Below are 17,492 nucleotides of genomic sequence, written 5' to 3' on the forward strand. Positions count from 1 at the left end.
GAGGACATGATCGTCGACGTCGCCCTCGACCTGGTCGGTGGCGGCGGGGAGGGCAAGCCGTGACCGACCTCGCCACCATCGCCGAACGACTCGACCGGGCGGCGACCAGCCGAACCGCGACCCCGCAGTTCGGGGCCGACGCCGGGCTGGACGTGCCCACCGCGTACCGAATTCAGGAGGCCGTGGTCGCCCACCGGACGGCCCGCGGCGAACGTCTCGTCGGGTTGAAGCTGGGGCTGACCAGCCGGGCCAAGATGGCGCAGATGGGCGTCGACGAGGTCATCTGGGGCCGGCTCACCGATGCCATGGCCATCGCAGACGGCGGCACGATCAGCCTCGCCGACCACATCCACCCGAAGGCCGAACCGGAGGTCGCCTTCCTGATCGAGGGCGGCGCCATCGCGGCGGTCGCACCGGCGATCGAGGTCATCGACTCCCGGTACGTCGACTTCCGCTTCACCCTGCCCGAGGTGATCGCCGACAACACGTCGGCGAGTGGTTTCGTGGTCGGCGCCTGGCAGCCGGTTCCGGCCGGGATCGACAACCTCGGGGTGCTGCTGGAGGTCGACGGCCGCACCGTCCAGATCGGATCGACGGCCGCCATCCTCGGCGACCCGCGCCGGGCCCTGGCCGAGGCGGTCCGGCTCGCCGCCGCCGATGGCGTCGAGCTGACCGACGGCTCGGTCCTGCTCGCCGGCGCGGCGACGGCCGCCGTACCCCTGGAACCCGGCGCCCACATCCGCGCCGTCGTGGAATCGCTCGGCACCGCGTCGCTGAAGGTGACGCCGTGACCGCCGGGAGCGCACCGGGCAACGGTGCCAAGGGCGGCGGGGTCGTGGCCGGCAAGGCCACGCCACGCGGCCGGTTCCCGCACGTCAGGGTCGCAGGCGACCTGGTCTTCGTCTCCGGCACGTCCAGCCGGCGACCGGACAACACCATCGCCGGCGCCTCCGTCGACCCGATGGGCACCACCGACCTCGACATCCGCGTGCAGACCCGGGCCGTCATCGAGAACATCCGCGACATCCTGCACTCCGTCGGCGCCGACCTGACCGACCTCGTCCAGATCACCACCTACCTGGTCAACATGAACGACTTCGGCGGCTACAACGAGATCTACGCCGAATACTTCGACGAGACCGGACCCACCCGCACCACCGTCGCCGTACACCAACTCCCACACCCGCACCTACTCATCGAGATTCAGGCGGTGGCCGTACGCCGGGGTTGACGGCACCGCTGCCGGTGGAGGCCCGCTGGCAGGATGTCGCGGGTGGACACGGTTGACTGGGCGGGGTTGGAGCACGCGTACGGCAGTGCCGGGGACGTACCGGCGAACCTGCGGGCGCTGACCTCGGCGGACGAGGAGGAGCGGCACGGTGCGTTCGGCGAGTTGTACGCCAGCATCGTCCACCAGGGCACCCGCTACGAGGCGAGCGCCTACGCGGTGCCGCCGCTGCTGGACCTGATCGCCGACCCGGCGACCCCGGACCGGTGGCTCGTCGGGCAACTGCTGGTGCTGATCGCGATCGGCAGCGACGAGGCGTGGCTGCCCGACGGGCTGCCGGTCGACGAGTTGCGGGCGGCGGCGGCCGGTGGTGTCGAGGTGCTGCGACGGTACAAACGCGACGAGCCCCTGGACGACGCGGACCAGGGGCGGATGTACGCGCATTTCGACCTGCGCGCGTACGAGGCGGTCGGCGCCGGCCTGCCGCTGCTGCGCCGGCTGGTCGGCGGGGACGACGCCGATCTGAGCATGATCGCGACGTACACGCTGGGCTGGTATCCGGAACCGGAGCCGGTCGCGAGCATCGCGGCGGTGGCGACGGTGGCGACGGACCCGGCCCGAGCTGAAGAGGAAGTGGCGGTCGCGGTGGTGGCGGCCGGGATGGTCGGCGCCGACGGTGCCGACCGGCTCGCCGCGACGGCACTCGACGACGGGCGGGCGGTGGTGCGCTGGGCGGGTGCCGTCGCGTCCGCCCGCCTGCACGGGCCGGCCTCCGGCGAGCGGGCGGTCGCCGAACTGCTGCGCTGGGCCGGCGGCGCCGACGAACCGGACACCCGGATCCCGTACCTGGAGGGTGACCTGGGCGGCTACGCCTCGCTGGCGCTGCACCAGCTCGGGCCGGCGTACGCCGAGGCCGCGTTCGACGCCCACCTGGCCCGGCTGCCGAAGGTCCAGGCCATGCCGGCACTGACGGTCGTCGGCGCGGCGCTGCGGCTGGCGTTCCCGGCCGGCCCGGTGCCGGCGGATACACCGTTCACGGCACTCGACGACCGGCAGCGCCGCCTGGCCCGGGTGCTCGCCGCCGCGCCCGGCTCGTGGTGCTGGTCCGGGCAGAAGAGGTTCGGCAACTTCGACATGGCGGTCGGCGAATACGGCCTGCCGAACAGCAACTCCCGCATGCGTGAGTACGTCAGAACCGCCTGACCAGCTGAAAGAAGACTCCGTCTAGCGATACTATCTCTAGCGATAGTATCGCTAGGCGGAGTCTTTGGGGGATCTGTGGTCGCTTTCGTGGGGCGGGAACGGGAACTCGGCGTGCTCGGCACGCTGCTCGACGACGTGGCCGCCGAGACCGGCACCGACCGGCCCGGCCGTTGCCTGCTCATCCATGGACGGCGGCGGATCGGCAAGTCCAGCCTGGTCGAGACGTTCGTCGGTGCCGCCGGAGCGCCGTCCGTCTTCTACACCGCCGCCGGCGCGTCGTCCGAAGCCGAACTCGAAGTCCTGACCGACGCCGTCCGTTTCTCGACCCTGCCGGACCGGGCCGTCTTCGACGAGGCGATACCGGGAAACTGGACGGCCGCCCTACGCCAACTCGCCGGCACCCTGCCCGACGACCGGCCGAGCGTGGTCGTCATCGACGAGGTTCCCTACCTGATGGACCGGGTGGACGCGTTCGAGGGCATCCTGCAACGTGCCTGGGACCGGGAACTCAGCCGGCGTCCGGTGCTGCTCGTTCTGATCGGCTCGGACGTGTCCATGATGGAGGCGCTCGGCTCGTACGGCCGGCCTTTCCATCAGCGGGGACAGGAGATGGTCCTCGGTCCGCTCAACCCGGCCGAGGTCGGCCGGATGCTCGACCTCGATCCGCCGGCCGCTTTCGACGCCGCGCTCGTCACCGGTGGACTGCCGCTGATCTGCGCGGCGTGGCGTCGGGGCATGGACCTCTGGGACTTTCTCGCCGCGGAACTGGCCAATCCCGTGTCGGCCCTGCTGGTCAGTGCCGAACGGTCGCTCGCGGCGGAGTTCCCCGACCATGCCCACGCCCGAGCCGTACTCTCGGCGATCGGCAGTGGCGAGCGGACCTTCACCAACATCGCCCGGGCGGCGGGCGGGATCGCCAACACGACCCTGACCCGGGCCGCCGAATTCCTCGTCCGCAAACGGCTCGTCGCCGCCGAGTTGCCGCTCTCCACCCGGCCGTCGAAAGAGCGCCGATACCGGATCGCCGACCCGTATCTGCGGTTCTGGCTGCACTTCGTGCAGCCGCACCTGCCCGAGATCGAACGGATGCGCGGCGACCTCACCCTCGACCGGGTCCGGGCGGGCTGGACGACGTGGCGCGGCCGCGCGATCGAACCGCTGCTGCGGGAGTCGCTCGCCCGGCTGCTGCCCGACGACAACCTGCCGTCGCCCGCCGCCGTCGGCGCCTACTGGACCCGGTCGAACGACATCGAGATCGACATCGTCGGCGCGGACCGCGAACCGATCGCCCGGGAATTGCTCTTCCTCGGCTCGGTCAAGTGGCTGGAGCAACGGCCGTTCGACGCCCACGACCTCGCCGCGCTGCACCGGCACCGGGCGCTGTTGACCGATCAGCCGGTTCCGCTGGTCGCGGTGAGCCGAAGCGGGGTCACCTGCACCGGGCTGGAGGCGGTCTACGGTCCAGCCGAACTGCTCGCCGCCTGGCGGCCGGCGTCGGGCTGACCGCCACAGCCCGTCGTCAGTACAAGAGCAGGGTGCCGGCCAGGGAGATCAGAGCGCTCACCAGCAGGGCGGCGCCGCAGCCGACGCCGGTCACCGCGCTCACCGGCAGGGACCGGGCCCGCGCCACCGGCACGGCGGCCAGCGCCACCACGGTCAGCAGCACCGCCGGCAGGTGGATGAGCGGATAGTGCAGCAGCACCGCCACCGGGAAGAGGTGCAGCCCGACGACGAGGGCGACCCAGGCGGGGATCAGGTCCTTGTGCCGGGTGAAGGCCAGGAGCAGGGCGCCGAGCCCGGCGGCGCCGAACTCGATGGCGACCACCAACCCGAACGCCTTGCTGGTGTCGGCGTCGAAGACGGTGCCGTCGGTCCAGTGTCGCCAGGCGAGCAGGCCGCCGGCCACCGCCGTCAGCATCGACACACCGGATCCGATGCCGAGCCACTTCGGCCAGGTCGGCGGCGGCTTCTCCTGCGCCCACCCGAACCAGCCGGAGGCGAAGAAGCCGAAGATGACGGCGGTCATGGCCGCGTCTCGGACGAAATCTGCGGTCATCGGTCTGCCCCCTCCGGCCGGGCGGCGGCTCCCGGACCTGGTTCACCGTACGGGAGACTTTCTACCTGGACCGATACCCGCGATCCACCAACGGGTGCCGGATCATTGGATGCCCCGTGGGGATCAGCGCGGCTGTTACGGTGGCGCCCATGTCCGACCCCGCGCGTCCCGCAACCGGTGGAGCCGTCGCGAAGCGCCGGGAGGCGAGCACCCTTCTCGCCGCCGCGCTGACCAACGGGCCGGCCGAACTCGTCGACTTCGTACTCCCGCTCTGGGCCGGCATCGCCCTGGGGGCCAGCGCCACCGAGGTCGGCCTGCTCGTGGCGCTGGAACTGGCCGTGTCGGTGGTCGTCCGCCCGATCGCCGGGGTGCTGGCCGACACCCGGGAGCGCCGCTACGTGGCCGGTGCCGGGGCACTGCTCTACGGCCTGTCCTGTGCCGGATACGCGGTGGCGGGCAGCCTGCCGCTGGCGTACGTCGCGGCGGTCCTCGGCGGTGTCGGCGGCGCCCTGCTGTGGGTGTCGGTACGCGCCATCGTCGGGGAACGGCTGGCCCGCGACACGACCGTCTACCCGCGCCTGATGTCGGCCCAGGAGACCGGGACCTGGATCGCCTTCGTCGCCGGGCTGACCCTGCTCGGCTTCGTCGACTTCGTCGGGCTCTTCCTGGCCTGCGCGGCGGCCTGCCTGGTCGGCGCGGTGGCCCTCTTCGCGATGCCGGCCCGGCCGGCTCCGGCCGGGGAACACGGTGGCGCCGACATCGCCGGCACGGTGGGGCTCGGCGCGGTCGGGCGCCGGCTGCGGCCGATGCTGCTCGCCGTCGTCGTCACGATGACCGCCGAGGCCGCCATCGGCATCCTGTTGCTGCTGCACCTGCAACGCGGGTTCGACCTCGAGATCATCGAGATCGCGTACGTCTTCCTGCCCGGCGCCATCGCGATGAGCGTCCTGCCGGGCTATCTGCACCGGTTCGTGCTCCGGTTCGGCCGGACCCGGGTGCTCGCGACCGCCTCGGTGGCCAGCGCCGCGTTCGCCGCCAGCCTGTCCCTGGCCCCGAACCCGTGGGTGCTCGCCGGGCTGTGGGTCCTCAGTGGTGCGGCGTGGGCGGCGGTGATGCCGATCCAGCAGGCGGTGATCGCCGAGGCGTCCGGCGCGCAGACCGGTCGCGGGATGGGCCTCTACGAGTCGGCGGCGCTGGTCGGTGGCGTGATCGGTTCGCTGGCCGGCGGCCTGCTCTACGACGGTGGCTCGTGGGCGCTGGCCTGCCTGGTCGCCGCCGCGGTCATCCTGTCCGGCGCGCTGATCGTGCCCCGGTCGGTGCGTGCCCTCGGCGTCGCCGACGTCCCGACCGTCACCGAGCCCGAAGAATCCGATGTGGACGACGGCGGGGCGCCGACCGCTGGCGGGGGAGCGGTGGTGGCTCCGGCGCCGGGGGTCGTACCGGTCGTACCCGTCGCGACCCGCCCGGCGGAGCCGGTGCCGCTGACCAAGCCCGAGCCGTCCGCACCCGAGCCGTCCGCTGGTGCACGGGCCGGAACCGGCGAGCCGTCCGCCCCGGAGACGACGAAACAGCAGACGGCCGGGAAGCCGCCGAAGACCCCCCGTCAGCGCCTCGTCGAACTCGGCCAGCACGCCGCACTCTTCGCCGCCGTGCAGGTCGGGCTCGCGGTGTTCGGCGTCTCCTGGCTCTGGGACCTGCTCACCGGCCGGCTGTCCGGGCTCGTCATGCGCGGCGGCGTCGAGCACGACGGGCTGGCCGCCGCCGCGTACGGGGTCGGCCGGATCTGGACCATCGTGCTGGTCGTCGACGTGCTGTGGACCTTGATTCAGGTGTCGCGCTCGCGACGCCGGTAGGTGGCCGCCTAGGCTGGCCGGGTGGCAGCGTGTCCCGAGCTGACCAGGCCGCGTCCGCGCGGTCCCGGTCTCTCCGGGGAAACCCCGGGGACGTCACCCGTACCACCGCATCGCGTCGCCTGCGCTCCGGTGCGCTCCGCGCACGTCCGCGCACGCACGACCGGGCCTCGTCGGGACACGCTGCCTCACCCGACCGTGGACCGGCCGTGCTGAGCGGCGCCGGACCAGAAGAGTCGCCCGGCCGGCCCGCGGAGCGGTTCGCCACGGCGCTGGCCGATTCGTTCCTGGCCGGTGACTGGGTTCGCGACGGCCTGCTCGGGCGGGGTGCGCTCGTCGTCGGCGTACGGGCCCGCTGGCTGCGCCGGGTGGTGGCCGAGGTGCTCGGGGCATACCCGAGGGTGCCGGCCGACCGGCCGCGTGAACTCGCCGGTTTCGTCGCGGCGTCGCCGGTCTACCGGGCGGCGTGGCACTCGGCCCGGCTGCGTGGCCGCCGGTTGCGGGTCCACGCCCGGCCGGTCACCGCGACCCGGACCGTACGCCGGCCCTGGCCCACCCCGGTCGTCGACGATCTGGCCGCGCTCTCCGACCTGCTCGGACTCACCCCCGAAGAACTCGACTGGTACGCCGACCGCCGGTCGATCAACCGGCATGCCCGCGACGAGCGGCTGCGCCACTACCGGTACACCTGGCTCGGCGGGCGGTTGATCGAGGCGCCGAAGCCCCGGCTGCGGGCGCTCCAGCGGCGGCTGCTCGCCGAGGTGCTCGGACCGGTGCCGGTGCATCCCGCCGTGCACGGCTTCGTGCCCGGCCGGTCCGCGCACACGTTCGCGGCGGCACACGCCGGGCGGCCGACCGTCGTACGCGTCGATCTGGTGTCGTTCTTCGCGACCGTGTCGGCGCCCCGGATCTTCGGGCTGCTGCGGGTCGCCGGATATCCCGAGCCGGTGGCGCACACGCTGACCGCGTTGTGCGTGACCCGTACCCCGGTCCGGGTGCTGCGGGCGGCGCCGGCCGGGCTGCCGGACCGGCCGTACCGGCTGGCGTTGCTGCGCGGGCCGCACCTGCCGCAGGGCGCGCCGACCTCGCCGGCGCTGGCCAACCTGTGCGGCTACCGGCTCGACCGGCGGCTGGCCGGGCTGGCGGCCGCGTTCGGCGCGACCTACACCCGGTACGCCGACGATCTCGCCTTCTCCGGCGACCTGCCGCCGCGCCGGGCGGCTGCCCTGGTCGACCGGGTCACCGCTGTCGTGGCGGCGGAGGGGTTCCGGGTCCGGCCGGACAAGACCCGGATCCGCGGCCGGGCCGACCGGCAGGTGCTCGCCGGCCTGGTCGTCAACGCCCGGCCGGCGGTGCCGCGCGACGAGTACGACCGGCTGCGCGCCCTGCTGCACAACGCGGCGCGGACCGGACTGGCGGCGCAGAACCGCGACGGCCACCCCGACTTCGAGGCCCATCTCGCCGGTCGGATCGGGTGGGTCGGCCGGGACCGCCCGGCCCGGGCGGCGAAGTTGCGGGCGCTGTTCGAGGCTGCCCGCTCCCGCCCGGACGGCGGCTCGTCGGACGGCGTGACAGCAGGTCAGTGATACGCGGAAGTTTCAGGCCGATGTCGACTGTTGTGCATGGAAGCGCTCCCATGTAAGAATTCCAGCACTGTGTCGGCCAACACGCCACACAGTAATGGCGCCGAGGGCATCCGGCTATCCGGGCGGCGCCGATGAAAGCCCGACCGGGCCGGGCAGAGCACCACCCCCGAATGGCGCCCCACGGACGACGTCCGGCGGTCGTCGCCGTTCCGGACCCCACCCCCGGGGGCCGGACCGACCCGAGGAGATCAGCGGTAATGAATTTGCGGAACAGGTTGTCCGGCCGGCGTAAGGCCGTGGCGTTGGCAGGTGCCAGCGCCCTCGTGGCCGCCGGCCTCGCCACGATCCCGGCCACCATGGCCCACGCGGCGACCGGCTGCGACGTCACCTACACCACCAACGACTGGCAGGGTGGCTTCACCGGCAACGTCACCATCAAGAACGTCGGTGACCCGCTGACCGCGTGGACGCTGCGCTTCACCTTCCCCAACGGCAGCCAGCAGGTGCAGCAGGGCTGGTCGGCGAACTGGTCCCAGAGCGGCAGCCAGGTCACCGCCACCAACCTGTCCTGGAACGGCGCGCTGGGCACCGGCGCCTCCACCAGCATCGGATTCAACGGTGCGTGGAGCGGCAGCAACCCGAAGCCGACCAGCTTCACCCTGAACGGCGTCGTCTGCAACGGCGGTACCACGAACCCGACCACGCCGCCGCCCACCACCCCGCCGCCGACCACGCCGCCGCCCACCACGCCCCCGCCGACCACCCCGCCGCCCACGACGCCGCCGCCCGGCGGTCCCCGGGTCGACAACCCCTACGTGGGCGCCCGTGGCTACGTGAACCCGGAGTGGCGCGCCAAGGCCAACGCGGAGCCGGGCGGAAGCCGGATCTCCAGCACCCCGACCGCCGTGTGGATCGACCGGATCGCCGCGATCGAGGGCACCGACAACAGCCAGTCCAACGGCCCGATGGGCGTACGTGACCACCTGGACGCCGCCCTCGCCCAGAACGCCGGCTACATCCAGTTCGTCATCTACAACCTGCCCGGCCGCGACTGCTCGGCCCTCGCCTCCAACGGCGAGCTGGGCGTCGACGAACTGCCCCGCTACAAGTCCGCGTACATCGACCCGATCGCCGCGATCCAGGGCGACCCGAAGTACCGCAACCTGCGGATCATCAACATCATCGAGATCGACTCGCTGCCGAACCTGGTCACCAACCTCAACGTGGCCAAGTGCCAGACCATGAACAACAACGGCGGCTACGTCAAGGGCGTCGGCTACGCGCTGCACAAGCTCGGCGCGGTCCCGAACGTCTACAACTACATCGACGCCGCGCACCACGGCTGGATCGGCTGGGACAGCAACTTCGGTCCGTCGGCCGCCAAGTTCAAGGAGGCGGCGACCGCCGAGGGCGCGACCGTCAACGACGTGCACGGCTTCATCACCAACACCGCCAACTACTCGGCGCTGCGCAACCCGCACTACACCATCAACACCACGGTCAACGGCACCTCGGTGCGCCAGTCCAAGTGGGTCGACTGGAACTTCTACGTCGACGAGCTGACCTTCGCCCAGGCCTTCCGGCAGGAGCTGGTCAACCGCGGCTTCAACAGCAACATCGGCATGCTGATCGACACCTCCCGCAACGGCTGGGGCGGCCCGAACCGGCCGACCGGTGCCGGCCCGACGGACAACGTCGACAACTTCGTCAACGCCCGCCGGATCGACCGTCGGATCCACGCCGGCAACTGGTGCAACCAGAGCGGTGCCGGCCTCGGTGAGCGTCCGGTCGCCGCTCCGGAGCCGGGCATCGACGCGTACGTCTGGGTGAAGCCCCCGGGTGAGTCGGACGGCTCCAGCCGCCTGATCCCGAACAACGACGGCAAGGGCTTCGACCGGATGTGCGACCCGACCTACACCGGTAACGAGCGCAACGGCAACAACCTGAGCGGTGCCCTGCCCGACGCCCCGATCTCGGGTGCCTGGTTCTCGGCGCAGTTCCGCGAGCTCATGGCCAACGCCTACCCGCCGTTGAGCTGAGCGTCACACCCCGCCCGGCGGCCCCCGATGCGATCCGCATCGGGGGCCGCCCCCTTTTGTCGTTCCGGCGACTAGGGCACGGTCCGTTCGATGGCCGCCGGACCGTCCCGGTCCAGCTCGGCCTGGGCCCGCCGGACGCGTTCCGGGGTCGGCTCGCCGCCCTGCGCCATCACCAGGTCCTCCGGATCCCACGGCTGCTCCGCCCCGGTACGCGCACCGCGCGCGGCCGGCGTGCCACCGCCGAACGGGGCGCCGAGGATCTCCTCGGTCGGCGGAAACTCGGCGGTGTCACCGGCCTCCCGAAAGTCCGGATTGTCCGGGCCGGGCCCGCCACCGCCGGTCAGCTTGTTCACGCTCGTCTCCTGCTCGACCGCGGCGGCCACCTCGGGCGTCTCCTCCAGCGGTCGCTGCGCATCGGAACTGCGGTCCGTCATGGCTCCGCCCTCCTGTCGGTCGACACCGACGGCATACCCGGCGCCGGCCCGGACATTCCGGCCGCGACCGGACGGGGAGCGGGCGGTGAGCGGCGGGCGGCCGGGACGCCGGAGAAGAAGCGGCCGGCTACCCCAGGGTCAGCCAGCGGATCGCGCGCTGCTCGACCCGGGCCGTCTCGGCCGGGGTGAGCGGCTGACGGCCGGTGGCCTTGCGCAGGAACGTGATCTCGTCCCAACCCAGATCGGCCACCGCCGCGATGCCGTGGTCGGGCAGCAGCAGGTCGGTCAGCACGCCGGCCGCGGCCGGGGTCAGCCACGGCCGCCGGTCCAGGGCCGTGGCCAGGTCGAGGCCGTGGATGCCCACCTCGACGATTCTGGTGACCAGGAAATCGGTCAGCAGCATGGCGTCGCCGTGCCGGGTCCGCACCACACGGTCGGCCGGCTCCCGCCCGCACTGTTCGACGATCCGCCGCCAGGTGCCGTCGAACTCGACGGCCAGCGCGGCGCCGTCCGCGACGTCCGCCACCCGCCGCTCGGCCAGCCCGATCCGGGCGGCGTTCGTACCGGTGGCGAAGCGGTGGTCGGGCCGGTAGTAGCCGGCGGCGGAGACCGTCGCCCGGGGCGGGGCCGGTGCCGCCAGCATGCCGGGCAGCCACTCCAGGATGGTCAGCACGTGACCGAGCAGCCCGGCGACGTTCCACGGTGGACACGGGGTGGGTCGCGACCAGTCGTCCGCCGGCAGTTCGCGCAGGACGGCGGCGAGTTGTGCGGCCTCGGCCCGCAGTGCCGGCAGGGCCCGATCACTTGGCATGTCGGGCACCCTATCGGGCCGCCGTGGAGCCCTCTCGACAATGCAACGTATGACCATTGATGCGTGGGAGTCCGTCGACCGGTACTTCAGCGACCTGCTCATTCCCGCCGACCCGGTGCTGGCGGCGGTGCTGCGGGCCAACAAGGAGGCCGGCCTGCCGGCCATGGACGTCGCGCCCAACCAGGGGAAACTGCTGATGCTGCTGGCCCGGATCAGCGGTGCCCGCCGGGTCCTGGAGATCGGCACCCTGGGCGCCTACAGCACCATCTGGCTGGCCCGGGGAATCCCGGCCGACGGGTGGATCGTGACCCTGGAGGCCGACCCCTCGTACGCCGCCGTGGCGCGGGCGAACCTCGACCGGGCCGGGGTCGCCGACCGGGTCGACCTGCGGGTCGCCCCGGCCCTGGACACGCTGCCCGAACTCGTCGCGCAGGACGCCGGACCGTTCGACCTGGTGTTCATCGACGCCGACAAGCCCAACAACCCGCACTACCTGGAGTGGGCGCTGCGCCTGACCCGGCCCGGCAGCCTGATCATCGGTGACAACGTCGTACGCGACGGGCACGTCGTGGACCCGGACAGCCCGGACGAGAAGGTACGGGGGGTGCGTACCTTCCTCGAGATGACCGGCGCCGACCCGCGCCTCGACGCGACCGCGCTGCAGACGGTCGGCGCGAAGGGCTGGGACGGCTTCTCGCTCGCGGTCGTCCGGTGACCGGCGGGCGCCGGTGGTGCGTGGTCCGGCACGACCACGCGCCACCGGCGCCGGGGGAGGCCGGCTCAGGTGTCCAGCAAGCGGTCCAGGAAGTCCCGGTAGCGGCGGACGGTGACCCGCAACCGCTCGGTGTCGTCGGCCCCCGAGGACCGCCAGCCACCGAGGTCGTCCTTCTGCTCGGCGAGTGCCGTGGCCAGCGTTTGCACCGCCTCATCGACCAGGTCCTGCGCCTCGCCGGCGGCGGCGCGCGGATCGTCGACGAAGCGCAACTGGACCTCGCGCCACCGCTGGCGCAGGGCCTGCGCGGTGGCGGCCGGGATCAGCACGGCGACCGGCTCGCCCGGCACGTCACCGGGCATGAGCCCGGACCTGCCGGCCGGTTCCGCCTCCGCCGCGGCGTCGGCCGCGGGGTCGACGGCGACCGGGTCGGGCCGGCGGTCACCGGTCGTCGCGTCGGTCCGGTCGTCGTCGAACCGGTCGTCGACGGCGCCGGTGTCGGTCCGGTCGTCACCGGGCCGGTGGTCGACGGCGACGGTGTCGGCTGGGCCGTCGGCGGTGTCCGTGTCGGCCTTGGAAGCCGTACGGTCGGCGTGGAACCCGTTGACCGCCGGATCGTGACCGTCGACGCCGTGGTCACCGGTCGGATCGGGCCGGTCCCGTCGCAGGTCGATGGCGTCCGGAGCGGCGCGTCCCGGGTGGTCGTGACCGGGGTCGGGGGTGTGGTCGTACCCGGGGGTGTCGCGCGGGTCCGACGCGAACTCGTCGGCCCGGCGCGCGGACGTCCGGTCCGGGGCGTCGTCCTGCTCGGGTACGGGCACCGGGTGGGACCGGACCACGTCCGGTTCCCGCAGCTGCTGGTCGTGATGGCGCACGGCTGGCCTCCTCAGCGGATCGTGGCGTCGGCGGGTGCGGGCGACTCCGCGGCCCGGGTCGGCGCGGGAGCGTCGCCGAGCAGGTCGGCGAAGAGTTCCCGGTAGTGGACGATGGCCTGCCGCAGCTCCTCGGTGCTGGCCTCGCCCTTGGCGTTGCGGACCTGGATGTCGTGGGCGTCGCGGTAGTGCCCCAGGGTGCGGGCGTGCTCGACGCTCAGGTGGGACACCTGGGCGTCGTAGTCGCCCGTGGGGTAGCCGCGCTCGGAGACGAGGCGGGTGACCAGTTCGTCGGCGGCGCCGACGGCCTCGGCGGGGGAGTCGACGAACCGGGCCTGGATCTCCTCCCACTGCGTGGCGTAGCGTTCCCGGGCCTCCGGCGACAGCGGCGTCAGGGTCAGTTCGGCGTGGCGGCGCTCCCGGTCCCGCAGCTCACGCTCGGCGTCGGCGCGGCTGTCCCGTTCGGACAGCAGGCGGTCGTACTCGGGCCCGAACCTGCTGCGCAGGTTGCGGCGCCGGCCGAACATCAACGCGGCGGCCACGGCGGCCACGACGACGACAACGAGAATCAGGGTGACGACGATCTGGGTGGTCGACATGGTGTCCTCCTTCGACACCGGTAGTTCCCGCTGGAGGGTGGTTGTCAATCCCCCTCCGGCCAACCAGTTGTCATCGATGGGCTAAACCGGATCGAATCGGTCGAAAGTCGAGATATCAATCCATCGACGAAACGGTACGGATCGATCATTGGTGGTAGTGCCGAGGCCCTGGATTCCGTATCCTGCCCAAGGCGCACGCGCCGGGTCCTGCCGTATCCCCTAGGGCGAGGTCTGATGATTACCCGCAACTGGTCGATCCGGTCGAAGATCGTGGCCCTGGTCACCGTGCCGCTCGCCGCGCTCCTCGCACTGTGGATTTTCGCCACCACGCTCACGGTCGGGCCGGCGCTGAGCCTGCTCAGCGCCCAGTCGCTGCTCAACGACCTGGGCTTCCCCGGCCAGGCCATGGTGTCGGAGCTGCAACGCGAGCGGCGGCTGTCCCTGGTCTACCTGGCCGGCGACACCGACACCACCGAGCTGGGCCAGCAGCGGGTCAGCACCGACCGGGCGATCGCCGAGTTCCGCCGCCGGGCGCTGAACCCCGACTTCCGCGCCGGCGTCGACCCCACCCTCAACGCCCGCCTCGGCCAGCTCGCCACCGCCCTCGACACGCTGCCGTCCGGGCGCGGCTTCATCGACCGGCGCGACCTGGACCGCACCGGGGCCCTCGGCCTCTACACCAGCACCATCGACGCGGCGTTCCGCACCTTCAGCGCCCTCGCCGCCCTGCCCGACGACCAGATCAACAGCGAGGTACGCGCGCTGACGTCGCTCGGCCAGGCCCGCGAGGTGCTCGGCCAGGCCGACGCGCTGCTCGCCGGGGTGTTCACCGCCGGCCGGTTCGCCGACGGCGAGCACGGCCAGCTCGTGCAGATCCTCGGCACCAAGCGCCACCTCTACGGAGCCGCGGTCGCCGATCTCAACTCCGAGGACCGGGCCACCTACCTGCGCCTCGTCGAGGGCGAGACGTTCGTCCGGCTGCAGAACCTGGAGGACCGGCTCATCGCCGAGGGGCGTACCGGCGCGGTCTCCCCGGTCGACCCGGGCAACTGGGCCGCCACCTACGACTCGGCGCAGGAGCAGCTGCGCGACTTCGAGTCGACCGCCTCGACCACGCTGGAGCGGCGCACCGTGCCGGTCGCCGTCGACATCCTGGTCCGGCTGGCCCTGGCCGCCGTACTCGGGCTGATCGCGGTCGCGATCTCGCTGTTCATCGCGTTGCGGGTCGGCCGGCAGCTGATCCGTCGGCTGGGCGACCTCCAGGAGTCCGCGCTGGAGATCGCCGACCGGCGGCTGCCGAACGTCGTCACGCGGCTGCGTCGTGGCGAGGACGTCGACGTCGAGGCCGAGACGCCGGTGCAGGAGTACGGCAGCGACGAGATCGGCCAGGTCGGCCGGGCGTTCGACCAGGTGCACCGGCGGGCGGTGCGCTCCGCGGTCGACGAGGCGGACCTGCGCCGTGGCCTCAACGAGGTCTTCCTCAACATCGCCCGGCGCAGCCAGACGCTGCTGCACCGCCAGCTCGCGCTGCTCGACAAGATGGAGCGGCGCACCACCAACCCCGACGAGCTGGAAGATCTCTTCCGGGTCGACCACATGGCCACCCGGATGCGGCGGCACGCCGAGGACCTGGTGATCCTCGCCGGTGCCGTGCCCGGCCGGGGGTGGCGCAACCCGGTGCCGATGATCGACGTGGTGCGCGGTGCGGTGTCCGAGGTGGAGGAGTACGTCCGCGTCGACGTACACGCCATCCAGCCGGTGTCGGTGGTCGGCCGCGCCGTCGCCGACCTCACCCACCTGCTCGCCGAGCTGATCGAGAACGCGACCTCGTTCTCCCCGCCGCACACCCGGGTGCAGGTCGCCGGCCAGGAGGTGCCCAACGGCTACGCGATCGAGGTCGAGGACCGTGGCCTCGGCATGGTGCCGGACGCCCTCGCCGAGGCCAACCGGCGGCTGGCCGAGCCGCCCGACTTCGACCCGGCCAACAGCGCCCGGCTCGGGCTCTTCGTGGTCGCCAAGCTCAGCGCGCGGCACGGCATCCGGGTGCAGTTGCGGCCGTCGCCGTACGGCGGGGTGACCGCGGTCGCGCTGCTGCCGACGGAACTCGTCGTCGTCGCCCCCGGCGCCCGGGCGCTGCCCGGCCGGGCCGGGGGACAGCCGGCGGTCGACGTCGACACCATGGAGGTCAAGGCACTGGACCCGGCCCGCCGGCCGAGCCCGATGCTGCTGCCGGCCGGACCGTCCGCGGCCGCCCCCGCCGAGCCCGAGCGGCGGATCCGTACGACGACCCGGCTCACCGCCGTACCGACCCAGCCCTCGCCACGCCGGGAGATGCCGTCGCCCACGCCACGGGGTCCGGTGGCGCCGGCGACGCCGGTCGGCGACGACGGGCTGCCCCGCCGGGTCCGCCAGACCAGCCTCGCGCCGCAGCTCCGGGCCTCCGCGACCGGCGACCTGGCCGGTCTCGCCAGCGAGGTGCGCGACCGGTGCCCCGAGGAGGTCCGGGCGAGGATGTCGGCGCTGCAGGCGGGCACCGCCCGGGGCCGGCGCGAATCCGAGGACCTGACGAATCCACCGGCCGGCCAGCCCGGTCCGGTGACCGAATCCCAGCCGGTGCCGCCCGCTCCGGCCGCCCCCGACGGCACCGCGGTGCCCGACGGGGCGCCAGCCGATTCCGAAAGGAACGCGTAGTGGTGTATCCGCACCCGACCAGGTCTGCCTCGAATCTCGACTGGCTGCTCGACGATCTCATCGAGCGTGTGCCGTCAGCTTCGCAGGCCGTGGTGCTCTCGGCCGACGGCCTGCTGATGGGCTCGTCGAGCGAGTTGAGCCGGGAGGACGCCGAGCACCTGTCGGCCATGGCCGCCGGCTTCCAGAGCCTGGCCAAGGGGGCCAGCCGGCACTTCGCCGCCGGCCCGGTCCGCCAGACCGTGGTGGAGATGGAGTCGGCCTACCTGTTCGTGACCGCCGCGGGGCAGGGCGCCTGCCTGGCGGTGCTCAGCACCACCGACGCGGACATCGGCCTGATCGCGTACGAGATGGCGATGCTGGTCACCCGGGTCGGGCAGAACCTGAGTTCGCCGACCCGGCCACCGGCGGTGCACTCCGATGCGCGGTGACACATCGGATCCGCATCACTGGCTCGACGGCGACGCCGGGCCGGTGGTACGGCCGTACACGGTGACCGCCGGCCGGGCCCGCCCGGCCGCTGGCGGGTTCGACGTGGTCGCCTTCGTGGTCGCGGGTGCGCCGCCGGCCACGGCGGACCCCCGGCTGCAACCCGAGCACCACGCGATTCTCGGCAACTCCCAGCAGCCGATCTCGGTGGCCGAACTGGCCGCCCAGGTCGACCTGGCGCTCGGCGTCGTCCGGGTGCTGCTCGGCGACCTGCTCGCCGAGGGGCTGATCGCCATGTACGAGCCGCAGCCGGCGGCCAACTTCCCCGACGACAAAATTCTCAAGGCGGTGGTCAATGGACTCCGTGCGCTCTGACCGGCGGGGCACCGGCCCGCGCATCCCGCTCGCGCTGAAGATCCTCATCGCGGGTGGTTTCGGGGTGGGCAAGACGACGCTGGTGGGCTCGGTGAGCGAGATCCGGCCGTTGCAGACCGAAGAGGTCCTCACCGACGCGGGCATCGACACCGACGACCTGACCGGCGTCGAGGCCAAGAACACGACGACCGTGGCGATGGACTTCGGCCGGATCACCATCAACTCCGACCTCCAGGTCTATCTCTTCGGCACGCCCGGGCAGGACCGGTTCTGGTTCCTGTGGGACGAGTTGTCGTTCGGGGCGCTCGGCGCGGTCGTGCTCGCCGACACCCGGCGGCTCGCCGACTGCTTCCCATCGGTCGACTACTTCGAGCAGCGGGGTACGCCGTTCGTCGTCGGTGTCAACTGCTTCGAGGGGGCGCAGCGGTTCAGCCCCGACTCGGTCCGCACCGCCCTGGACCTCGACCCGGAGGTACCGGTGGTGCTCTGCGACGCCCGTGACCGGCAGTCCGGCAAGGCGGTGCTGGTGTCCCTTGTGGAGTACGTGGCCAGCCGGCGGGGGCATCCGGTCCCGGCGTACTGACCGTCGGGGCGGGGGCGCGAAGTGATG

General features: G+C 72.7%; 17 protein-coding genes. 12 read left to right on the top strand and 5 right to left on the bottom strand.

Annotated features, from left to right (window positions below; translation table 11 throughout):
• Positions 1–59: 59 nt before the first annotated feature.
• From AB0I42_RS32470 to AB0I42_RS32485, 4 genes are all read left to right on the top strand, one after another.
• The gene (locus tag AB0I42_RS32470) at positions 60–791 is read left to right on the top strand and encodes a fumarylacetoacetate hydrolase family protein (protein WP_357543465.1); all 732 of its coding nucleotides are present in this window, start codon (positions 60–62) and stop codon (positions 789–791) included.
• Complete coding sequence (locus AB0I42_RS32475; RefSeq protein WP_357543467.1) at positions 788–1,231, top strand: RidA family protein; 444 nt, start codon at positions 788–790, stop codon at positions 1,229–1,231. Before AB0I42_RS32470 ends, AB0I42_RS32475 begins: the two co-directional genes overlap by 4 nt.
• A gap of 42 nt (positions 1,232–1,273) precedes the next feature.
• Positions 1,274–2,431 (top strand): hypothetical protein, encoded by a 1,158-nt coding sequence (locus tag AB0I42_RS32480; RefSeq protein ID WP_357543469.1) that lies wholly within the window; start codon positions 1,274–1,276, stop codon positions 2,429–2,431.
• A gap of 87 nt (positions 2,432–2,518) precedes the next feature.
• On the top strand, positions 2,519–3,934 hold the full coding sequence (locus AB0I42_RS32485) for a DUF234 domain-containing protein (RefSeq protein ID WP_357543471.1): 1,416 nt from the start codon (positions 2,519–2,521) through the stop codon (positions 3,932–3,934).
• A 16-nt stretch (positions 3,935–3,950) separates the two neighbouring features.
• Here the strand turns inward: AB0I42_RS32485 and AB0I42_RS32490 are convergent, their stop codons facing one another.
• On the bottom strand, positions 3,951–4,487 hold the full coding sequence (locus tag AB0I42_RS32490) for a hypothetical protein (RefSeq protein WP_357543473.1): 537 nt from the start codon (positions 4,485–4,487) through the stop codon (positions 3,951–3,953).
• Between the two features lie 149 nt (positions 4,488–4,636).
• On the opposite strand from AB0I42_RS32490, the gene AB0I42_RS32495 reads away from it, so the two are divergent.
• The 3 genes from AB0I42_RS32495 (at position 4,637) to AB0I42_RS32505 (ending at position 9,962) form a co-directional block, all read left to right on the top strand.
• On the top strand, positions 4,637–6,340 hold the full coding sequence (locus tag AB0I42_RS32495; RefSeq protein WP_357543475.1) for an MFS transporter: 1,704 nt from the start codon (positions 4,637–4,639) through the stop codon (positions 6,338–6,340).
• A gap of 206 nt (positions 6,341–6,546) precedes the next feature.
• Entirely contained in the window at positions 6,547–7,923 is a 1,377-nt protein-coding gene (locus tag AB0I42_RS32500) for a reverse transcriptase family protein (protein WP_357543477.1), read from the top strand.
• A 257-nt stretch (positions 7,924–8,180) separates the two neighbouring features.
• On the top strand, positions 8,181–9,962 hold the full coding sequence (locus AB0I42_RS32505) for a glycoside hydrolase family 6 protein (protein ID WP_357543479.1): 1,782 nt from the start codon (positions 8,181–8,183) through the stop codon (positions 9,960–9,962).
• Positions 9,963–10,033: 71 nt separating this feature from the next.
• On the opposite strand, the gene AB0I42_RS32510 is transcribed toward AB0I42_RS32505, so the two are convergent.
• Positions 10,034–10,396, bottom strand: a complete 363-nt coding sequence (locus AB0I42_RS32510) for a hypothetical protein (RefSeq protein ID WP_357543481.1) — start codon at positions 10,394–10,396, stop codon at positions 10,034–10,036.
• Between the two features lie 127 nt (positions 10,397–10,523).
• Positions 10,524–11,207: a maleylpyruvate isomerase family mycothiol-dependent enzyme gene (locus AB0I42_RS32515; protein WP_357543483.1), complete on the bottom strand. Its 684-nt coding sequence runs from the start codon at positions 11,205–11,207 to the stop codon at positions 10,524–10,526.
• 49 nt (positions 11,208–11,256) lie between these two features.
• Between AB0I42_RS32515 and AB0I42_RS32520 the strand changes: the two genes are divergently transcribed.
• Positions 11,257–11,922, top strand: a complete 666-nt coding sequence (locus tag AB0I42_RS32520; RefSeq protein ID WP_357543485.1) for an O-methyltransferase — start codon at positions 11,257–11,259, stop codon at positions 11,920–11,922.
• 65 nt (positions 11,923–11,987) lie between these two features.
• On the opposite strand, the gene AB0I42_RS32525 is transcribed toward AB0I42_RS32520, so the two are convergent.
• Complete coding sequence (locus AB0I42_RS32525; RefSeq protein WP_357543487.1) at positions 11,988–12,794, bottom strand: hypothetical protein; 807 nt, start codon at positions 12,792–12,794, stop codon at positions 11,988–11,990.
• Between the two features lie 11 nt (positions 12,795–12,805).
• Complete coding sequence (locus tag AB0I42_RS32530) at positions 12,806–13,390, bottom strand: hypothetical protein (protein WP_357543489.1); 585 nt, start codon at positions 13,388–13,390, stop codon at positions 12,806–12,808.
• 234 nt (positions 13,391–13,624) lie between these two features.
• Here AB0I42_RS32530 and AB0I42_RS32535 point away from each other — a divergent pair, with 234 nt between their 5' ends.
• From AB0I42_RS32535 to AB0I42_RS32550, 4 genes are read left to right on the top strand one after another with little or no spacing between them, the layout of a single operon-like run.
• Positions 13,625–16,081 carry a nitrate- and nitrite sensing domain-containing protein gene (locus AB0I42_RS32535; RefSeq protein WP_357543491.1) on the top strand — a complete coding sequence of 819 codons (2,457 nt, stop codon included), beginning with the start codon at positions 13,625–13,627 and terminating at the stop codon, positions 16,079–16,081.
• Positions 16,081–16,509: a roadblock/LC7 domain-containing protein gene (locus AB0I42_RS32540; RefSeq protein WP_357543493.1), complete on the top strand. Its 429-nt coding sequence runs from the start codon at positions 16,081–16,083 to the stop codon at positions 16,507–16,509. The genes AB0I42_RS32535 and AB0I42_RS32540 overlap by 1 nt, the downstream gene beginning before the upstream one ends.
• Complete coding sequence (locus tag AB0I42_RS32545) at positions 16,499–16,882, top strand: DUF742 domain-containing protein (protein WP_357543495.1); 384 nt, start codon at positions 16,499–16,501, stop codon at positions 16,880–16,882. The genes AB0I42_RS32540 and AB0I42_RS32545 overlap by 11 nt, the downstream gene beginning before the upstream one ends.
• Positions 16,863–17,465, top strand: coding sequence for an ATP/GTP-binding protein (locus tag AB0I42_RS32550; RefSeq protein WP_357543497.1), 603 nt, complete (start codon positions 16,863–16,865; stop codon positions 17,463–17,465). Before AB0I42_RS32545 ends, AB0I42_RS32550 begins: the two co-directional genes overlap by 20 nt.
• Positions 17,466–17,492 lie beyond the last annotated feature (27 nt).

Origin of the sequence: Polymorphospora sp. NPDC050346, assembly GCF_040655695.1 — a bacterium.
Lineage (GTDB): Bacteria > Actinomycetota > Actinomycetes > Mycobacteriales > Micromonosporaceae > Polymorphospora > Polymorphospora lycopeni.

Excerpts from the sequence above, each read along its gene's own strand:
- AB0I42_RS32490 (WP_357543473.1), bottom strand. The coding sequence starts at position 4,487 with ATGACCGCAGATTTCGTCCGAGACGCGGCCATGACCGCCGTCATCTTC.
- AB0I42_RS32495 (WP_357543475.1), top strand. The coding sequence starts at position 4,637 with ATGTCCGACCCCGCGCGTCCCGCAACCGGTGGAGCCGTCGCGAAGCGC.
- AB0I42_RS32505 (WP_357543479.1), top strand. The coding sequence starts at position 8,181 with ATGAATTTGCGGAACAGGTTGTCCGGCCGGCGTAAGGCCGTGGCGTTG.
- AB0I42_RS32510 (WP_357543481.1), bottom strand. The coding sequence starts at position 10,396 with ATGACGGACCGCAGTTCCGATGCGCAGCGACCGCTGGAGGAGACGCCC.
- AB0I42_RS32515 (WP_357543483.1), bottom strand. The coding sequence starts at position 11,207 with ATGCCAAGTGATCGGGCCCTGCCGGCACTGCGGGCCGAGGCCGCACAA.
- AB0I42_RS32520 (WP_357543485.1), top strand. The coding sequence starts at position 11,257 with ATGACCATTGATGCGTGGGAGTCCGTCGACCGGTACTTCAGCGACCTG.
- AB0I42_RS32530 (WP_357543489.1), bottom strand. The coding sequence starts at position 13,390 with ATGTCGACCACCCAGATCGTCGTCACCCTGATTCTCGTTGTCGTCGTC.
- AB0I42_RS32535 (WP_357543491.1), top strand. The coding sequence starts at position 13,625 with ATGATTACCCGCAACTGGTCGATCCGGTCGAAGATCGTGGCCCTGGTC.
- AB0I42_RS32545 (WP_357543495.1), top strand. The coding sequence starts at position 16,499 with ATGCGCGGTGACACATCGGATCCGCATCACTGGCTCGACGGCGACGCC.
- AB0I42_RS32550 (WP_357543497.1), top strand. The coding sequence starts at position 16,863 with ATGGACTCCGTGCGCTCTGACCGGCGGGGCACCGGCCCGCGCATCCCG.